This window comes from Micromonospora sp. LOL_013, from assembly GCF_048060315.1.
GTDB lineage: Bacteria > Actinomycetota > Actinomycetes > Mycobacteriales > Micromonosporaceae > Micromonospora_E.
Genome location: NZ_JBHMIQ010000008.1, coordinates 46306 through 62278 on the forward strand (window position 1 = coordinate 46306; position 15973 = coordinate 62278).

Here is a 15973-nt window from a genome sequence, read left to right on the forward strand (position 1 = left end):
CGGACGCCGGCAGCCATCCGGACCGACGGGAGATCTATCGACATGGGCAGGAAGACGGTGTACGTCTCCGATTTCAGCGGTGCCGTGCTGGACTCGGCGGACGAGCTGGTACGGATCGTCGTCCTCGAACATCCCGACCTGGTCGCCGGTCCGGTGCGGCTGGAGGCCCGGCCGGACGAGGTGGAGAGCATTGACGACGCGGCGCTCGACGTCGCCGTCGTGGAGATCCACGACGGACAGGGCGATGGCGAACCGCGTCGGGTGGTACTGACCGCCAGCGAGTTCGACTCGCTCGCCACCGACGCGCCGATGGCCCAGCTGCTGCGTACCGCAGAGCGGGTCAAACCGGCTAAGACCAGCCGCAAGGCCGTCGAGCGGGTGGACTACGCGACCCTGGAGCACGCCGGCAAACCACACCGAGGCAAGACCACCGATGAGGAGGCCCGGCTGGTCCGCGACCACCTCGACGAGATCAACAAGCGGTTGGCCGACGAAGGGCTGCGCCAGATCGACCCGGCCGATCCCGACCACGCCGAGCGGTACGGCTTCGCCCGCTCGGCCGATCCCGACTGACGCCGGGCTCGCCACCCCAGCTGACCTGACCTGAATTGTCGGTCCGCCTCGGCATACTCCGGTTCCGGCCGGCGACGTCGCCGGCCGGTTACCAGAGGTGACCAGGAGGAATCGATGGGGACACCGCATACCGGGGCGCTGCTCGCGATCGGCACGGAGAAGGGTCTGTTCCTCGCGACCAGCACCGACGACCGGCGCGGCTGGCAGGTCAGCGGCCCGCACTTCCCGATGACCGCGGTGTACGCGGTGGCGATCGACAAACGCCGGGCGGCGCCCCGGCTGCTCGCCTCGGTCGCCAGCTCGCACTACGGGCCCAGCGTCGCGACCAGCGACGACCTCGGGCACACCTGGTCCGAGCCGGAGCAGCCGCCGGTCGCCTTCCCGGCCGGCACCGGGGCCACCCTGGAACGGGTCTGGCAGCTCACGCCGGCGTCGGCCGCCGAACCCGACGTGGTGTACGCCGGCAGCCAACCCTCGGCGCTGTTCCGGTCGACCGACGGCGGGGCCAGCTTCGAGCTGGTCCGGCCGTTGTGGGAGCACCCGCACCGGCCGCAGTGGGAGGCCGGCTTCGGCGGCCAGGCGATCCACACCGTCCTGCCCGACCCGCGGGACCCGGCGGCCATGCTGGTCGCCATGTCCACCGGCGGCGTCTACCGTTCCGCCGACGCCGGGGCGAGCTGGGCACCCGGCAACACCGGCATCCGCGCGTACTTCCTGCCCGACGAGTGGCCCGAGTTCGGCCAGTGTGTGCACAAGGTGGCCCGGGACGCCGTCGACCCGGACCGGCTGTACGCGCAGAACCACCACGGCGTCTACCGCTCCGACGACGCCGGCGCCACCTGGTCGTCGATCGCCGACGGCCTGCCCAGCGACTTCGGCTTCCCGATCGCCGCCCACCCGCACCGGTCCGGGGTGATCTACACGTTTCCGCTGGTCGCCGACTCGCGGCGGTTCCCGGTCGACGACCGGTGCCGGGTGTTCCGGTCCGCCGACGCCGGCGCCACCTGGCAGCCGCTCACCGTCGGGCTGCCGCAGCATCCGTACTATCCGGCGGTGCTGCGCGACGCGCTGACCACCGACGACGCGCCGACCGCCGGGGTCTACTTCGGCACCCGTAGCGGGGACGTGTTCGCCAGCCGTGACGAGGGCGACTCCTGGCAGCCGGTCGCCACCGGCCTGCCGGACGTGCTCTGTGTCCGGGCCGCGGTGGTGTGACATGGTGGTGCTGCTGGTGCCGGGCGCGCTGCGGGCGGACAGTGGTGGGCAGGCCCGGCTCACCATCGACGCGGACGGCACGCTGCGGGCGGTCCTCGACGAGGTGACCCGCCGTTGGCCGCGACTCGCCCGCCGGATCCGCGACGAGCAGGGCCAGATCCGGCGGTACGTGAACATCTACGTCGACGGTGCGGACCACCGGCACAGCGGCGGCCTGGACACCCCGGTCTCGGCCGGTGCCCAGGTACAGGTGGTCCCGTCGGTCGCTGGCGGGTGACCCGGCACACGTCACTGCGGGCGGCGGCACGGGGCATGATCCACGGGTGCCCAGTCTCCTGATCGACCTCGGCCCGTTGCGGGCCAGCGCGCCGTACCGCCGGATGTGGCTCGGTGCCTCGCTGTCCGGCATCGGCACCAGCCTGACCACGGTGGCGGTCGGTCTGCAGGTCTACGACCTCACCGGCACCACGTTCCACGTCGGCCTGGTCGGGCTTTTCGCGCTGGTGCCGCTGGTGGCGTTGGGCCTGTACGGCGGCGCGGTGGTCGACGCGCACGACCGGCGGCGGGTGGTGGTCGCCACCTCCACCGGCCTGCTCCTGGTCGGGGTGGGTTTCTCCGGGCAGGCGCTGTTCGACGTCGGCAGCGTCGGGCTGCTGTACGGCCTGGTCGCGGCGCAGAACGGACTGTTCGCGATCAACAATCCGGCCCGTACCGCGATCGTGCCGAGGCTGCTGCCGATCGGCTTGCTGCCGGCGGCGAACGCCTTGTCCAACCTGTCCATGGGTGTGGCATACACGGCGGGGCCGCTGCTGGCCGGGGTGCTGGTCGGCTGGTGGGGCTACCCCGGGACCTACCTGATCGAGGTGGCGTTGGTCGCGGTGGCCCTGGCCACCCTGGTGGCGTTGCCGTCGATCCCACCGGAAGGCGAGGTCCGCCGGGCCGGGCTCGCCTCGGTCTGGGAAGGCCTGCGGTTCCTCGGCACCCGGCCGAACGTGCGGATGACGTTTCTGGTCGACCTGGCGGCGATGGTGCTGGCCATGCCCCGAGTGCTGTTCCCGGCGATCGGCGCGACCGCGCTCGGCGGCGGGGCCACCACGGTGGGGCTGCTCACCGCCGGCATCGCCGGCGGCACCATGGCGGCGAGCCTGCTCTCCGGGCCGCTGGATGCGGTGCGCCGGCAGGGCCTGGCGGTGCTGGTGTCGGTGGCCGGCTGGGCGGTGGCGATCACCGTGTTCGGGTTGATCGTCGTGGCGGCGCCAGGGCCGGGGCCGGGCGGTGGCGCGCATCCGCTGCTCTGGGCGGCGGTGGCGGTGCTGCTGCTGGCCGGCGCGGCGGACGCGGTCAGTTCGGTGTTCCGGATGACGATCCTGCAGGCGGCGACGCCGGACGCGTTGCGCGGCCGGCTGCAGGGGGTGTTCATCGTGGTGGTCGCCGGTGGCCCGCAGCTGGGCCAGCTGGTGCTCGGCACCACCGCGCAGCTGACCGGTGAGGCGGTCGCGGCGGTCGCCGGTGGCCTGGCCTGCCTGGTGGTGCTGGCGGCGCTGGCCCGCCACCAGCCGACGTTCGCCCACTACGACGCCCGGGATCCCACCCCGTGAGCGGACCCCCGGCACCGGGCACAATGGTCTGCGCCGACCCGAGGGTCCGCACCGGCGAACACCCCCGCCGGTTCACCCCAGCGCCGAAGGAGCCGCTTCAATGGACAGATTCGCCGACCGGGTCGCCCTGGTCACCGGAGCCGCGCAGGGTATCGGGGCAGCCACCGCCCGGCGGTTGGCCGCCGAGAGCGCCACGGTGGCGGTGGTCGACCTGACCGCCGAGCGGGCCGGTCCGGTGGTCGACGAGATCGTCGCGGCCGGCGGCAGCGCGGTCGCGGTCGGCTGTGACGTGACCGACCCGGTCGCCGTCGACGCGATGGTCGACCAGACGGTCGACGCGCACGGGCGGCTCGACATCCTGGTCAACAACGCCGGGATCACCCGGGACAACCTGTTGTTCCGGATGCCGGCCGACGACTGGGACGCAGTGCTGCGCACCAATTTGTCCAGCATGTTCCACTGCTGCCGGGCGGCGCAGCGGCACATGGTGCCGGCCCGCTACGGCAAGATCGTTAACCTGAGCAGCCGGTCGGCGCTGGGCAACCGTGGCCAGGTCAACTACGCCGCCGCCAAGGCCGGCGTGCAGGGGCTCACCGCCACCCTGGCGATCGAACTGGGGCCGTACGGGATCAACGTGAACGCGGTCGCACCCGGCTTCGTGGCGACGTCGATGACCGCGGCGGTGGCCGCCCGGATCGGGGTCGACCCGGACGAGCACCGCCGGCAGGTCGCGGAGCAGACGCCGCTGCGCCGAGTCGGCCAGCCGGCCGAGATCGCCTCGGTGATCGCCTTCCTGGCCAGCGAGGACGCGTCCTACGTCAGCGGGCAGACGCTGTACGTCAACGGTGGTGCCCGGTAAACCGGCCCGCCGCTCACAGCTCCCGGTAGGTGGCGTGGTCGAAGTCGGCGTACCCGCCGTCGTTGCCGATGTCCTGCACCCAGAGCCCGACGAACGCGCCGGTGAAGCCCCATGCCTCCGGCTCGCCGTCGGTCATCCGGGCGGCGTACTCGTCGGACAGGATGGTGGCGTCCAGCTCGACCGGCAGCTCGCGCCAGTGGTCGCCCCGGTGGTAGCCGAACCGCAGCACCGGGCCGCCGAACACCACCCGCAGCCCGAGCCGCGCGATGTCGGTGACGTCGACGCTGACCTGCGGGTGGGACTGTCGGCGGCCGCTGTCGCAGCTGAGCAGCTGCAGCACCTGGCGACCGTCGTCGGCGCGGGTCAGGTAGGCGTAGTGCCAGTTCTCGGTGTTGTAGTAGCCGGTGACCCCGGCGAGCTGGCGGGGGGTGGCCGCGCGGAACTCGACGAGCGTCTCAAAGACGCAGTTCGGTGCGGTCACCCGGCGGGCGACCAGGCTGGGACGTTGCCGTCCGACCGGGGACTGGCCGCCGACGATCCGCAGGTGTGACGGGCGGCTGGTCAGGTCGGTCCAGTCCGGCCCGGCCGGTCGGCGCAGGGTCGACCAGCGCGGGCCGAGGGTCGCGGTGTCGAAGTGGTCGGTGGACGGCTCGGCAGGCCAGGGGTGCGCCGGCAGGTCAGGGGCGGGCACCTGCTCGGCCGGGATCTGGCCGGCGACCCGCGGCCAGCCGTCGGCGGACCAGTAGATCCGCTGGATCGCGGTTTCCCGGCCGAGGACGCACCGCCCGAGTGGGGTGTAGGGCCGACCGACCAGGTGGGCGAGGTACCACTCGCCGCGCTGGGTCTGCACCAGGCTGCCGTGCCCGGCCTTCTGCAGGGTCAGTTCGGGGCGACCGGCCGAGGTGAGCATCGGTCCGGCCGGGTCGGCCTCGTACGGCCCGAGCAGGGCGCGGGACCGGGCGACCGTCACTTGGTGCTCCCAGCTGGTGCCGCCCTCCGCGGTGACCAGGTAGTACCACCCGCCGTGCCGGTAGATGTGCGGGCCTTCGGTGAGCCCGGTCGGCGTACCGGTGAAGATGGTGACCGGGTCGCCGACCAGCCGCCGGGCGTCGCGGTCGTAGCGCTGGATCTCGATGCCGCCGAACCGGTCGCGCCCCGGCCGCCAGTCGGCGGTCATCGCCAGCAGCCAGGTGCTGCCATCGTCGTCGTGGAACAGCGACGCGTCGAAGCCGTGGGCGTGCAGCGGCACCGGGTCGGACCACGGGCCGCCGATCGACGGGGCGGTGATCAGGTAGTTCTGCGGGTCCCAGTAGCCACTGGCGAAGCTGGCAACGTCGCTGTAGACCAGGTGGAACAGTCCGTGTGCGTACGTCAGGTCGGGTGCCCACACCCCGCACGAATCCCCGGCACCGGTCAGGTCCAGCAGCCGTCGTTCGGTGAGGATCCCGTCGAGCGGGCGCCAGTGCACCAGGTCCCGAGAGTGGTGCAGGGTCACTCCCGGGTACCACTCGAAGGTCGACGTGGCCAGGTAGTAGTTGTCGCCGACGCGCAGCACCGACGGGTCGGGGTAGAACCCGCGCAGCACGGGATTGGTGATAACCCGGGCCGAGGTGGCCACGTCGGTCGTGTCGGTCGGCATCGGTGGTCCTCCGGGCTCGGCTCTCGGAAGCTTCGGCAGGTTTCCGGAAAGTATGCCACCCGTAGAGGCTTCTGTGGTCCGTTGGCGACGGTCGCTGTTTGGAGATCGGGTCTTGACCGGGCGGTAACGCCGTCGTAGCGTGCGCAACGTCACCAGTTCATTGGCGTTACGCAGGTGAAATTTTCGGTGACACTGGTCGATTGCTCGGCATCCAGCGGTGGGTGGGGACCAGGCCCGCTGCTTACCTGAGGGGACGGCACATGGCGACACCGATCCACCTTTCCCGCCGTACGCTGCTGAGCCTCGCCGGCCTCGGAGCCGGCGCGGTCGCGCTCGGCGGGTGCGGCGACTCCGGAAGCGACAGTGCGGGCATCGAGTGGTGGCACATCCAGAACACCGACCCGATGCTGCCCGTCTGGGCGGCGTTCGCCGAGGAGTTCCAGGCGCAGAACGAAGGCGTCGGCATCACCATCACCCCGCTGGAGAACGAGGCGTTCAAGGCCAGGCTGACCACGGTCACCCAGGCCGGCGACCCGCCGGACATCTACCACACCTGGGGCGGTGGCGTGCTTCGGCAGCAGGTCGAGGCCGGGCTGTGCCAGGACATCACCGACGCGGTCGCCCCCTGGCGGGATATCCTGCAGCCGGCCTCGACGCTGCCGTACGAGATCGACGGACGACTTCACGGCGTCCCGTTCGACATCGGCATGGTCGGCTTCTGGTACAACAAGGCACTGTTCGCCGACGCCGGCATCACCGCGCCGCCGCAGACCTGGGCCGAGTACCTCGAGGTCGTCGGCCGGCTCAAGTCCGCCGGGATCACACCGATCGCGCTGGCCGGCGGCGAGAAGTGGCCCGGCCACTACTACTGGGCCTATCTCGCGATGCGCATCGGTGGCATCGAGGCGCTGAGTCAGGCCGCCGAGGACGACGATTTCACCACCCCGGCGTTTATCGGCGCCGGCGAACGGTTGGCCGAACTGGTCGCCCTCGAACCGTTCCAGCAGGGTTTCCTCGGCGCGTCGTACGGGGAACCCGACGGCCAGGCCGCCGCGATGGGCAATGGCGACGTCGCGATGGAGCTGATGGGCCAGTGGGCCCCCGTCGTCCAGGAAGAAGCATCAGGTGTGGAGGGCGGGCTCGGAACCGACCTCGGTTTCTTCCCGTTCCCGGCGGTCGACGGCGGTCAAGGATCGGCGTCCGACGCGTTCGGTGGCGGCGGCGGGTTCACCATCGGCCGCGACGCCTCGCCGGACGCGATCCGGTTCCTGGAGTTCATCAGCCAGGTGGACAAGCAGCGCCGGGCCGCCGCAACCGGCGCGATCCTGCCGGTCACTATCGGTGCCGAGGACGCGATCGAGGACCCCAACCTCGCTGCCGTCGCCGATACCCTGGCCAACGCCAGCAACTTCCAGCTCTACCTGGACCAGGCGTACGCCCCGGCGGTCGGCCAGGAGGTCAACGACCGGGTCGCCGAGCTGATCGCCGGGCAGATGACCCCGGAGCAGGTCGCCGAGGCCGTCACCGTTGTCGCGCAGCGCTGACCGGCGACGATGGACCGCAGCCTGAGACGTCGCCGGATCAGCGACCGGATCACCATCGCCCTGTTCCTGCTGCCGGCGCTGGTGCTGTTCGGCGCGCTGGTCGTCGCCCCGATCCTGGTCGCGGCGTACACCAGCATGTATCGCTGGAACGGGTTCGGCGGCGTACCTACCGACTTCATCGGACTGGACAACTTCGTCCGGCTGCTCGACGACCCGGTCTTCATCGGAGACCTGCGACGCGGAGCCCTGCTGGTGGTGCTGTCGGTCACCGTCCAGTTGCCGCTGGCGTTGGGGCTGGCCCTGCTGCTGAACCAGAAGCTGCGCGGCCGGGCGGTCTACCGGGTACTGTTCTTCGCCCCGTACGTGCTGTCCGAGGTCATCACCGCGGTCCTGTTCACCATGGTCTTCAGCCCGAACCGGGGCCTGGCCAACCACGTGCTGGGCCTGATCGGGCTGGAGAGCCTGAGCTCGACATGGCTGTCCGACCCGTCGACCGTGCTGTACTCGGTGTTCCTGGTGATGACCTGGAAGTACTTCGGCTTCCACATGATCCTGCTGCTCGCCGGCAGACAGAACATCCCCCGGGAACTACACGAGGCGGCAGCGACCGACGGTGCCGGCGGCTGGCAGATCTTCCGGCATGTCACGCTGCCGCTGCTGGCCCCGACCATCCGGATCTCGATGTTCCTGGCCGTGATCGGCAGCATCCAGCTGTTCGACCTGGTTTGGGTGCTCACTGGCGGCGGCCCGCTGAACGCGTCCGAGACCATGGCGGTGACCATGTTCCAGTACGGGTTCCGGCGCTTCGAAGTGGGCTACGCCAGCGCGATCAGCATCGCGATGTTCCTGATCAGCCTGACCTTCGCGGTCCTGTACCAACGCTTCGTCCTGCGCCGCGATCTCGAAGGAGCGATGACCACCATGGGGGACCAGCGATGAGCGCCCCGACTCGGACCCCGCGGACCCGGCCGGAACGGGGAAACCAGGGTGGCAGCCCGACGTCGCGGCCGCCCGGCCCCGCGCGGGTCCTGTCGCTGCACGCCGTCTCGATCATCGTGGGGCTGATCATCGTCGTCCCGATCGCCTTCGCGCTGCTCGGCGGGTTCAAGGACAACCGCCAGCTGTCCACCGACCCGTTCGGTCTGCCGTCGCCGTGGATTCCGGACAACTACCTCGAAATTCTCATCTCCGGATCGTTCTGGCGGCAGTTGTTCAACAGCACGCTGATCGCGCTGGCCACTGCGGTGATCGTGGTCGGGGTGGCGGCGCTGGCGTCGTTCGTCTTCGCCCGGTACGCGTTCCGGGGTCGCGAACTGCTGTTCCTGTTCTTCACGATCGGGCTGATGTTCCCGTTCGCGGTCGCCATCCTGCCGCTGTTCATCCTGCTGCGCACCATGGGTCTGCTGGACCATCCGCTCGGGGTGATCCTGCCGCAGGCCGCGTTCGGCCTGCCAGTGACGATCATCATCCTGCGGTCGTTCTTCCGGGCGATACCGGGTGAACTGGAGGAGTCGGCGATCCTCGACGGCTGTACACCGTTCGGCTTCTTCTGGCGGATCCTGCTGCCGATGGCCCGGCCGGCGATCGCCACCGTGTCGGTGCTCGCCATCGTGACCAGCTGGAACAACTTCATGCTCCCGCTGGTGGTGTTCAACGACCCGAACTGGTGGACCATCCCGGTGGGTGTGCAGCAGTTCCAGGGCCAGTACGCCGACGACAGTGCCAAGGTACTGGCGTACGTCGTGCTGGCGATGGTCCCGGCGCTGGCCTTCTACTCGATCGCCGAACGTCAGCTGATCGGCGGCCTCACCGCCGGTGCCACCAAAGGCTGACCGGGCGACCCGGATGACCGCCGCGCAGGCGGCCCTGGCGCTGCAACGCGGAATCAACGCCAACCGGTACGTGCCGGAATCGCCGGCATCCTGTCCGTACCGCCGCGGTTGGAGTGCCGCTACCAGGCCCTGCCGGTCCGGGTCGAGCTGGACAACTCCGTCCCCGGCCTGGAGATCTGTGCGACCTCCCACCCCGACCGCGACCGGCATCTAAGCGCCGACGCTCAACCAGCCGAGGCACTCACCCTCTCCGGCCCGCAGGGCGAGCGTGCCCACCTGTCTTCCGTTTCCGCGATCCGTCGGCGGAACTCACGACCGTTGGCTCCCGGTACAGGTACTCCGTCTCGCGTCAGTCGTCATCGTCTGGCTTGACCGACCCGCGCCACCGGACCGTGAGTGTCCCGCGACGGTCGCTGCCGGAACAGCGTCAACAGTCGATCGGCGTCGAGGTACGTGGTGATACCAGTGACCTGGCCGTCCAGCACGTCGAGCAGGACCAGGGCGAACGGTGCGTGCCCGGTCGAGCCAGGCCGGGTCTGCCAGAACGCCGGGGAGCCGTTCGCGGCGGTCGGCAGCAGCCGTGCACCGGCACAGCCCGACCGGGGGTCGAGCAACGCGGTCCGGATGTGCTCGCGACCCCGCAGCGACCACCGGAACGGCGGCATGGACATCGTGGCGTCCTCGCGCAGCAGGGCGACGAGGGCCGAGACATCATGCTGCTCGAACGCCGTGCAGTAGCGGGTGAGCAGGTCGCGTTGCCGGCTGTCGGACGGTCGCAGCGGTTCCCCCGGGTCGGGGGCGGCGGTGCGCAGCGTCGCCCGCGCCCGTTGCAGCGCGCTGGTCACCGACGCGACGCTGCTGTCCAGCAGCTGCGCGACCTCGTCGGCCCGCCAGCAGAGCACGTCGCGCAGGATCAGCACCGCCCGCTGCCGGGGCGGCAGGTGCTGCAGCGCGGCGACGAACGCCAGCCGCAGCGACTCCCGCTGCAGCACCACGCTCTCCGGGGACGCGTCGACTGGCACGACCAGGTCGTCCGGGACCGGCAGCACCCAGGCCCGCTCCGGTACGGGCGGGCCGAGGCCGCCACCGGCCTGCGCTGCCGGGTCGATTTCCATGGTCAACGCCCGCCGCTGCGCGCTGCGCAGCATGTCGACGCAGACGTTGGTCGCGATTGAGTAGAGCCAGGTGCGCAGCGAGCCGCGCCGCCCGTCGTACCGGTCGAACGAACGCCAGGCGCGGACCAACGTCTCCTGGACCGCGTCCTCGGCCTCGAAACCGGAGCCGAGCATCCGGTAGCAGAAGCCGGTCAACTCGACGCGGAACGGCTCCAGCCGTTCCGCGTCGCTGGTCGAGGTCGGTGCCACCCGCCCGACGATACGGGCCACCGCCAGGCCGGGCAGATCCGGCGACGACCGATGAGTTCCGCCGGCCCACGCCGTACACCCTCGGAGGGCGCGATTGTCGCGTCGGTCACGGAGGGACGAATCATGGAATACACCGACGAGGTACGGGCAGCGGTCGTCGCGCACCGCCGCGACCTGGTGACGCTGCTCGCCGAACTTGACCCGGGTCAGTGGGACGGGCCGACGCTGTGCGCCGGCTGGCGGGTACGTGAGGTGGTCGCCCACATCACCATGGCCTTCCGTACCTCACCGGGCCGGATGATGCTGGACCTGGTCCGCGCCGGTGGCCGGTTCGACCGGATGGCCGACCGCAGCGCACGACGCGACGCTGCCGCCATGTCGCCCGAGCAGTTGCTGGCCGCGTTGCGGGACAACGTCACCCACCCGTGGACACCGCCCGGCGGCGGCCCGGCCGGGGCGCTCGCCCACGAGGTCATCCACGGTCTGGACATCACCGTGGGACTCGGGCTCGGCCACCGGGTGCCGCTCGACCGGCTGTCCCTGGTGCTGGTCGGGCTGCGGCCCCGCAGCATCGCCTACTTCGGCACCGACCTGACCGGCGTCCAGTTGCAGGCCACCGATCTCGACTGGCGGCACGGCACTGGAACGCCGGTGCGTGGGACGGCGCAGGACCTGCTGCTGGTCTTGTCCGGCCGTCGCCTCCCGCCGGGCCGACTCGTCGGCGACGCCGCCGACCGGTTCACCGGCCGGTCGGCAAACCGGCGCTGACCTGGTCGGCCCCCGGCCTTCGGCGAAGACGCCGGGACGGCGTAGCGCCTGCTTGAAGACGCGGGCGCTGACCGGGATGCCGTCCCGGTCAGGGCGGTCGCTGGCTTCGGCGCCGAGCGCCACCGTCTGCCACGCCAGGTCCGGTGTTGTCGCGGGAGTGCCGGTCGTCGGGGCGGGCGGCGACGAAGGTCCGGCCGGTAACAGCGGACCGGCTCACCGGGCCCGCCCTCGGCGCGCTGGGGGTGCTCGCGTTCAGCATGTCGCTACCCGCCACCAGGGTCGCCGTTCAACGACTCGACCCGTGGTTCGTCGCCCTCGGCGTCGTCGTCGGGTTCCCGCTGTTCACCTCGCTGGCGTTGACCACCCAGCCGTCGGCGCACGCATCTAGCGCCTGGTCTCGGCCCTCGACGAGGTCGGCTGCTGCTGGTCAGGTGGTGCCACAATGCGTCCATGAGCGACGGTATACGCGGGCTGGCGATGGTGCGTGCCGTTCCGTGGTGGACGGTGCTGCGGCTGGTGCTCGTCCTGCTGTGGCTGGTCGCTGCGACGACCGCCTGGTGGACAGCGCCCCGGCAGCACGACTACGACCAGGCGAAGGCGGACGTTGCAGCGGGTCGGGTGGTGGCGTACCAGTGGGGTGACAGCTGGGGCCAGAGTCGACGCGGATGGTTCGACGTCGCCGAGCTGCGGTCGTCCGGTCAGCTCGGCCCGCTGTTCGGCTGGCGTACCGCCGACGGCCGGGTGCGCTGGACCAACACCGCGACCTTCGGTGCGGTGACCGCTGCCGCTGCCGCTGCCGACGGCGGCAGCAGCTACGCCGGCCCGGGTGCCGCCGCCCTGGCCCGCGACCTGCGCGCCGCCGGCCTGGAAGAGCGGGTCGGCGGCGTGCAGACCTCGGTCAGGATCGGTACCCAGATCGGTTTCGTGCTGCTCGTGACCTTCCTGGTGGTGCTGGTCGGTGGGCCGGCTCCGGCGCTGGGCACCCGGTGGTACTGGTTCTGGCTGGTCTTCCTGGCCCCGTTCGGGCTCGGTCTGCTGTGGTGGCTGGGTCTGGAGCGTCCGTGGTCGGGCAGGGCGGCGGCGTTGCCTGGCGTGGTCGGCGTCGACCGGCGTCGGTACCCCGGCGTTCTCGGCTTCGCGTTCGGGCTGCTCGCGGCCCTCGGGATCAGCCTGCTGACCATGGTGCTGCACATTGTGCTCGGCGACTGGTGGGCGCCTCGGCCCGGCGGTTAGCGGCGGAGTGATTTCGCCGGTAGCGGTCAGGGAGTCAGGACGACCGGCGACGGTGCCGGACTCGGCAAGCCGCAGCGCGGCGAGGACCTGGGCCAGGTCGGCCCCGCAGCCGGGTTCGGAGCCGATCCTTGACCTCTAGGCGAGGAGGATGTCAACCAGGACGCTCTCCGGCAACTGTCGCCGAGCCGCTTCCGGTGAGGTTCCTGCGGTAGTGCATGGTGCGCTGTCGTGCGTAGGCAGGTACTGCGCTCGATGCTGGGATGCTGGCCGAGGCGTCGGGCGTCCCGCGCGCCGGAAGCGGCGGTCGCCGCCGGCGTGAGTGACCTCGCGGTACGACGGGGCAGAAGCGCTGATCGTCGGTGGAAACCGGGATGCTGCATCTATCGCTCTGCCGACATCTGTGCCAGGATTGGATCCAATGCACGCTTGATAGGATGCCTAGCTGGGAGGGGTGCCATGCTGCGGCGCGAGGAGAACGAGCGAATCACCCGCTCCGGGCCGGGCACGCCGCTCGGTCGGCTGATGCGCGCGTACTGGCAGCCGGCGGCGCTGGTGTCGGAGATGGACCCGCAGCGGCCGGTCAAACCGGTCCGGCTGCTCGGCGAGGACCTGGTGCTGTTCAAGCAGGCCGACGGCGGCTGGGCGCTGGTCGGGCGGTTCTGCGCGCACCGGGGCGTCGACCTGGCGTACGGCCGGCACGAGGACGGCGGGCTGCGCTGCCTCTACCACGGTTGGCTGTACGGGCCGGACGGGCGCTGCCTGGAGCAGCCGGCCGAGCCGCCGCACAGCACCTTCGCCAGCAAGGTGCGCATCCCCAGCTACCCATGCGTCGAGCGCAACGGGATCATCTTCGCCTACCTCGGCGAGGGCGACCCGCCGCCGATGCCGCACTACGACTGCTTCCAGGCCCCCGACGAGTACACCTTCGCCTTCAAGGGGCTGTGGGAGTGCAACTGGCTGCAGGGCGTCGAGGGCGGCATCGACCCCAGCCACGTCTCGTTCCTGCACCGGTTCATCGACGAGGATCCGCGCGACGTCTACGGCCAGCAGTTCAGCGAGGAGGTCGCCGGCACCGGGCAGAAGCTGTCCAAGCTGGTCGGCGACGCCTACCGGCCGGACATCGAGGTCGAGCAGGCCGAGCACGGCCTGCGGGTGTACGCGCTGCGCCAGCTCACCGACGAGATCCGGCACGTACGCATCACGAACCTGGTCTTCCCCAACGCGTTCGTGGTGCCGTTCGGCAACGACAAGGTCTTCTGCCAGTGGCACGTGCCGATCGACGACCACCACCACTACTGGTACATGATCTTCTACGACTTCGCCGAGCCGACCGACAAGCAGACCCTGCTCGCCCAGCGGCTCGACGAGGTCTCCCTGCCGGACTATCGGCCGCTGCGCAACCGGGCCAACAACTGGGGCTTCGACCCGGCCGAGCAGCGTGACCTGACCTACACCGGGATGGGCCTGGACATCAACGTCCACGACCAGTGGGCGGTGGAGAGCATGGGCCCGATCCAGGACCGCACCGTGGAGCGACTCGGTGTCTCCGACCGGGCGGTCACCGCCAACCGCCGGCTGCTGCTGCGCGCGATCGACGCGTTCGAGGCCGGTAACCCGGTCCCGGCCCGCCCAGCCGACGAGGCCGCCGCCGCCGAGCTGACCGGCCCGCTCGCCGTCGACACCGTCGCCCCGACCGACAGTTGGGAACAGACCTGGCGTGAGCGCGAGGCACAGCGGCGGGCCGGCTCCCCGTGGGCCAGCGATTCGGCCCGGTCGGCGGTCGGCGGTCCGACGCGGTCGGCGGCCGGCGATGCGTAGCCTCGACGAACGGCCCGTCGCCGACGGTGGGGACGGCCGCCGCGCCGTGCCGATGCTCGCCGCCGACCGGGGCGGCTTCATCGATCGTCACGGACTGTGGACCGACACCCAGTACGCCGCCGCCGGCCAGCTGCGCCGGGTCGTCGACGAGCTCGGGATCGAGCTGATCCGGTTCTCCTTCGCCGACCAGCACGGCGTGCTGCGCGGCAAGACGTTGACCCGCGAAGCGGCCGCCACGGCACTGCGGTCCGGGGTGACCGCGCCGTCGTCGCTGCTGCTCAAGGACCCGTCGGGTGCGTCGGTATTCCCGGTCTTCGCCGCCGACACCGGCGTCGGGGTGGACGGGTTCGCCGGTGCCGGGGACATCGTGCTGGTGCCCGACCCGACCACGTTCCGGGTGCTGCCGTGGGCGCACCGGACCGGCTGGGTGCTGTGCGACCTGCGGTTCCCCGACGGTGCCACGGTGCCGTTCTGCACCCGTGGCCTGCTGCGCACGCAGCTCGACCGGCTGGCCGCCGCCGGGTACGCGATGACCGTCGGCGCCGAGCTGGAGTTCCACGTCTTCGCCACCGACGGTCCTACCGACGGCGGGCTCGACGACGACCAGGTGGGCCGGCCCGGCGCCCCTGGCCAGGCCAGCGGCACCCGGCCGCTGAGCCGGGGTGCGCAGCTGCTGCACGAGGACGGGCTGGACCGCGCCGACGAGGTGGTCCAACTGCTGCACCACGGGCTCACCCGGCTCGACCTGCCGCTGCGATCCCTGGAGCTGGAGTTCGGGCCGAGCCAGTTCGAGATCACCATGACCGCCGGGGACGCGGCGGTCGCCGCCGACCAGGTGCTGCTGGCCCGCTCGGCGATCCGCCAGCTCTGCCGCCGGCACGGCTACCACGCCACGTTCATGTCCCGCCCGGCTGGTGCCCAGACCGCCTCCACCGGCTGGCACCTGCACCAGTCGCTGCGTGAGCTGGCCACCGGCGCGGCGGCGTTCGACCCGACCACGCCGGGGGAGGCGCTCTCCCCGGTCGCTGGGCACTACCTCGCCGGTCTGCTGGAGCACGCCGGCGCGGCCGCCGCCTTCGCCACCCCGACGGTCAACGGCTACAAGCGCTACCTGCCGTTCTCGCTCGCCCCGGACCGGGTGGCCTGGGGCGTCGACAACAAAGGGGCCATGGTCCGCGCCGTCGGTGCCGGCTCCGACACTGGGGTACGGCTGGAGAACCGGTGCGGCGAGCCAGCCGCCAACCCGTACCTGTATATCGCGTCGCAGCTGGTCAGCGGCCTGGACGGGATCGACCGGCGGCTCGCCCCGCCACCGGCGGTGCGGGATCCGTACGCCGCCGACGCGCCCCGGCTGCCGGACTCGCTCGCCGAGGCGCTGACCGCGCTGGAGGCCGATCCGGCGTTCACCGCCGCGCTCGGCGCCCCGGTGATCTCCTGGTACGCGACGCTCAAGCGCCGCGAGTTCGCCCGCTACCTCGCGCACGTCTCCGACTGGGAGCAGCGCGAGTACTTCGATCTGATCTGAGGGAG

The 15973-nt window shown here is 71.4% G+C and carries 14 protein-coding genes; 12 read left to right on the forward strand and 2 right to left on the reverse strand.

Features of this window, described 5'->3' with window-relative positions; translation table 11 throughout:
- Positions 1 to 42 precede the first annotated feature (42 nt).
- The 5 genes from ACFHWS_RS07445 (at position 43) to ACFHWS_RS07465 (ending at position 4245) form a co-directional block, all read left to right on the forward strand.
- Positions 43 to 573, forward strand: a complete 531-nt coding sequence (locus ACFHWS_RS07445) for a hypothetical protein (protein WP_416552494.1) — start codon at positions 43 to 45, stop codon at positions 571 to 573.
- Positions 574 to 687: 114 nt separating this feature from the next.
- Positions 688 to 1788, forward strand: a complete 1101-nt coding sequence (locus ACFHWS_RS07450) for an exo-alpha-sialidase (protein WP_416552496.1) — start codon at positions 688 to 690, stop codon at positions 1786 to 1788.
- Between the two features lies 1 nt (position 1789).
- Positions 1790 to 2065 carry a ubiquitin-like small modifier protein 1 gene (locus ACFHWS_RS07455; protein ID WP_416552498.1) on the forward strand — a complete coding sequence of 92 codons (276 nt, stop codon included), beginning with the start codon at positions 1790 to 1792 and terminating at the stop codon, positions 2063 to 2065.
- A 46-nt stretch (positions 2066 to 2111) separates the two neighbouring features.
- On the forward strand, positions 2112 to 3386 hold the full coding sequence (locus tag ACFHWS_RS07460; RefSeq protein ID WP_416552500.1) for an MFS transporter: 1275 nt from the start codon (positions 2112 to 2114) through the stop codon (positions 3384 to 3386).
- A 100-nt stretch (positions 3387 to 3486) separates the two neighbouring features.
- Positions 3487 to 4245 carry a beta-ketoacyl-ACP reductase gene (locus tag ACFHWS_RS07465; protein ID WP_416552502.1) on the forward strand — a complete coding sequence of 253 codons (759 nt, stop codon included), beginning with the start codon at positions 3487 to 3489 and terminating at the stop codon, positions 4243 to 4245.
- A gap of 13 nt (positions 4246 to 4258) precedes the next feature.
- Here the strand turns inward: ACFHWS_RS07465 and ACFHWS_RS07470 are convergent, their stop codons facing one another.
- The gene (locus ACFHWS_RS07470; RefSeq protein ID WP_416552504.1) at positions 4259 to 5884 is read right to left on the reverse strand and encodes a glycoside hydrolase family 43 protein; all 1626 of its coding nucleotides are present in this window, start codon (positions 5882 to 5884) and stop codon (positions 4259 to 4261) included.
- A 260-nt stretch (positions 5885 to 6144) separates the two neighbouring features.
- Between ACFHWS_RS07470 and ACFHWS_RS07475 the strand changes: the two genes are divergently transcribed.
- From ACFHWS_RS07475 to ACFHWS_RS07485, 3 genes are read left to right on the forward strand one after another with little or no spacing between them, the layout of a single operon-like run.
- Positions 6145 to 7428: an extracellular solute-binding protein gene (locus ACFHWS_RS07475; RefSeq protein WP_416552506.1), complete on the forward strand. Its 1284-nt coding sequence runs from the start codon at positions 6145 to 6147 to the stop codon at positions 7426 to 7428.
- A gap of 9 nt (positions 7429 to 7437) precedes the next feature.
- A complete protein-coding gene (locus tag ACFHWS_RS07480) occupies positions 7438 to 8367 on the forward strand; it encodes a carbohydrate ABC transporter permease (RefSeq protein WP_416552508.1) in 930 nt (309 codons plus the stop codon).
- Positions 8364 to 9260, forward strand: a complete 897-nt coding sequence (locus tag ACFHWS_RS07485) for a carbohydrate ABC transporter permease (RefSeq protein WP_416552510.1) — start codon at positions 8364 to 8366, stop codon at positions 9258 to 9260. The genes ACFHWS_RS07480 and ACFHWS_RS07485 overlap by 4 nt, the downstream gene beginning before the upstream one ends.
- A gap of 356 nt (positions 9261 to 9616) precedes the next feature.
- Here ACFHWS_RS07485 and ACFHWS_RS07490 read toward each other — a convergent pair whose 3' ends face one another.
- On the reverse strand, positions 9617 to 10624 hold the full coding sequence (locus ACFHWS_RS07490; RefSeq protein WP_416567878.1) for a sigma-70 family RNA polymerase sigma factor: 1008 nt from the start codon (positions 10622 to 10624) through the stop codon (positions 9617 to 9619).
- A gap of 123 nt (positions 10625 to 10747) precedes the next feature.
- Between ACFHWS_RS07490 and ACFHWS_RS07495 the strand changes: the two genes are divergently transcribed.
- The 4 genes from ACFHWS_RS07495 to ACFHWS_RS07510 all read left to right on the forward strand — a co-directional run bounded on the left by ACFHWS_RS07495 (position 10748) and on the right by ACFHWS_RS07510 (position 15968).
- Positions 10748 to 11392: a maleylpyruvate isomerase family mycothiol-dependent enzyme gene (locus tag ACFHWS_RS07495; RefSeq protein WP_416552514.1), complete on the forward strand. Its 645-nt coding sequence runs from the start codon at positions 10748 to 10750 to the stop codon at positions 11390 to 11392.
- A gap of 450 nt (positions 11393 to 11842) precedes the next feature.
- Positions 11843 to 12625, forward strand: coding sequence for a hypothetical protein (locus ACFHWS_RS07500; protein ID WP_416552516.1), 783 nt, complete (start codon positions 11843 to 11845; stop codon positions 12623 to 12625).
- Positions 12626 to 13081: 456 nt separating this feature from the next.
- Positions 13082 to 14443, forward strand: a complete 1362-nt coding sequence (locus ACFHWS_RS07505) for a Rieske 2Fe-2S domain-containing protein (RefSeq protein ID WP_416552518.1) — start codon at positions 13082 to 13084, stop codon at positions 14441 to 14443.
- Positions 14436 to 15968 carry a glutamine synthetase family protein gene (locus ACFHWS_RS07510; protein WP_416567879.1) on the forward strand — a complete coding sequence of 511 codons (1533 nt, stop codon included), beginning with the start codon at positions 14436 to 14438 and terminating at the stop codon, positions 15966 to 15968. Before ACFHWS_RS07505 ends, ACFHWS_RS07510 begins: the two co-directional genes overlap by 8 nt.
- The last annotated feature ends 5 nt before the right edge of the window (positions 15969 to 15973 follow it).

What these genes read in the sequence shown, in the direction of transcription:
- ACFHWS_RS07505 (WP_416552518.1), top strand. Translation starts at nt 13,082, where the DNA reads ATGCTGCGGCGCGAGGAGAACGAGCGAATCACCCGCTCCGGGCCGGGC.
- ACFHWS_RS07510 (WP_416567879.1), top strand. Translation starts at nt 14,436, where the DNA reads ATGCGTAGCCTCGACGAACGGCCCGTCGCCGACGGTGGGGACGGCCGC.
- ACFHWS_RS07450 (WP_416552496.1), top strand. Translation starts at nt 688, where the DNA reads ATGGGGACACCGCATACCGGGGCGCTGCTCGCGATCGGCACGGAGAAG.
- ACFHWS_RS07500 (WP_416552516.1), top strand. Translation starts at nt 11,843, where the DNA reads ATGAGCGACGGTATACGCGGGCTGGCGATGGTGCGTGCCGTTCCGTGG.
- ACFHWS_RS07495 (WP_416552514.1), top strand. Translation starts at nt 10,748, where the DNA reads ATGGAATACACCGACGAGGTACGGGCAGCGGTCGTCGCGCACCGCCGC.
- ACFHWS_RS07485 (WP_416552510.1), top strand. Translation starts at nt 8,364, where the DNA reads ATGAGCGCCCCGACTCGGACCCCGCGGACCCGGCCGGAACGGGGAAAC.
- ACFHWS_RS07480 (WP_416552508.1), top strand. Translation starts at nt 7,438, where the DNA reads ATGGACCGCAGCCTGAGACGTCGCCGGATCAGCGACCGGATCACCATC.
- ACFHWS_RS07470 (WP_416552504.1), bottom strand. Translation starts at nt 5,884, where the DNA reads ATGCCGACCGACACGACCGACGTGGCCACCTCGGCCCGGGTTATCACC.
- ACFHWS_RS07445 (WP_416552494.1), top strand. Translation starts at nt 43, where the DNA reads ATGGGCAGGAAGACGGTGTACGTCTCCGATTTCAGCGGTGCCGTGCTG.
- ACFHWS_RS07465 (WP_416552502.1), top strand. Translation starts at nt 3,487, where the DNA reads ATGGACAGATTCGCCGACCGGGTCGCCCTGGTCACCGGAGCCGCGCAG.
- ACFHWS_RS07475 (WP_416552506.1), top strand. Translation starts at nt 6,145, where the DNA reads ATGGCGACACCGATCCACCTTTCCCGCCGTACGCTGCTGAGCCTCGCC.
- ACFHWS_RS07455 (WP_416552498.1), top strand. Translation starts at nt 1,790, where the DNA reads ATGGTGGTGCTGCTGGTGCCGGGCGCGCTGCGGGCGGACAGTGGTGGG.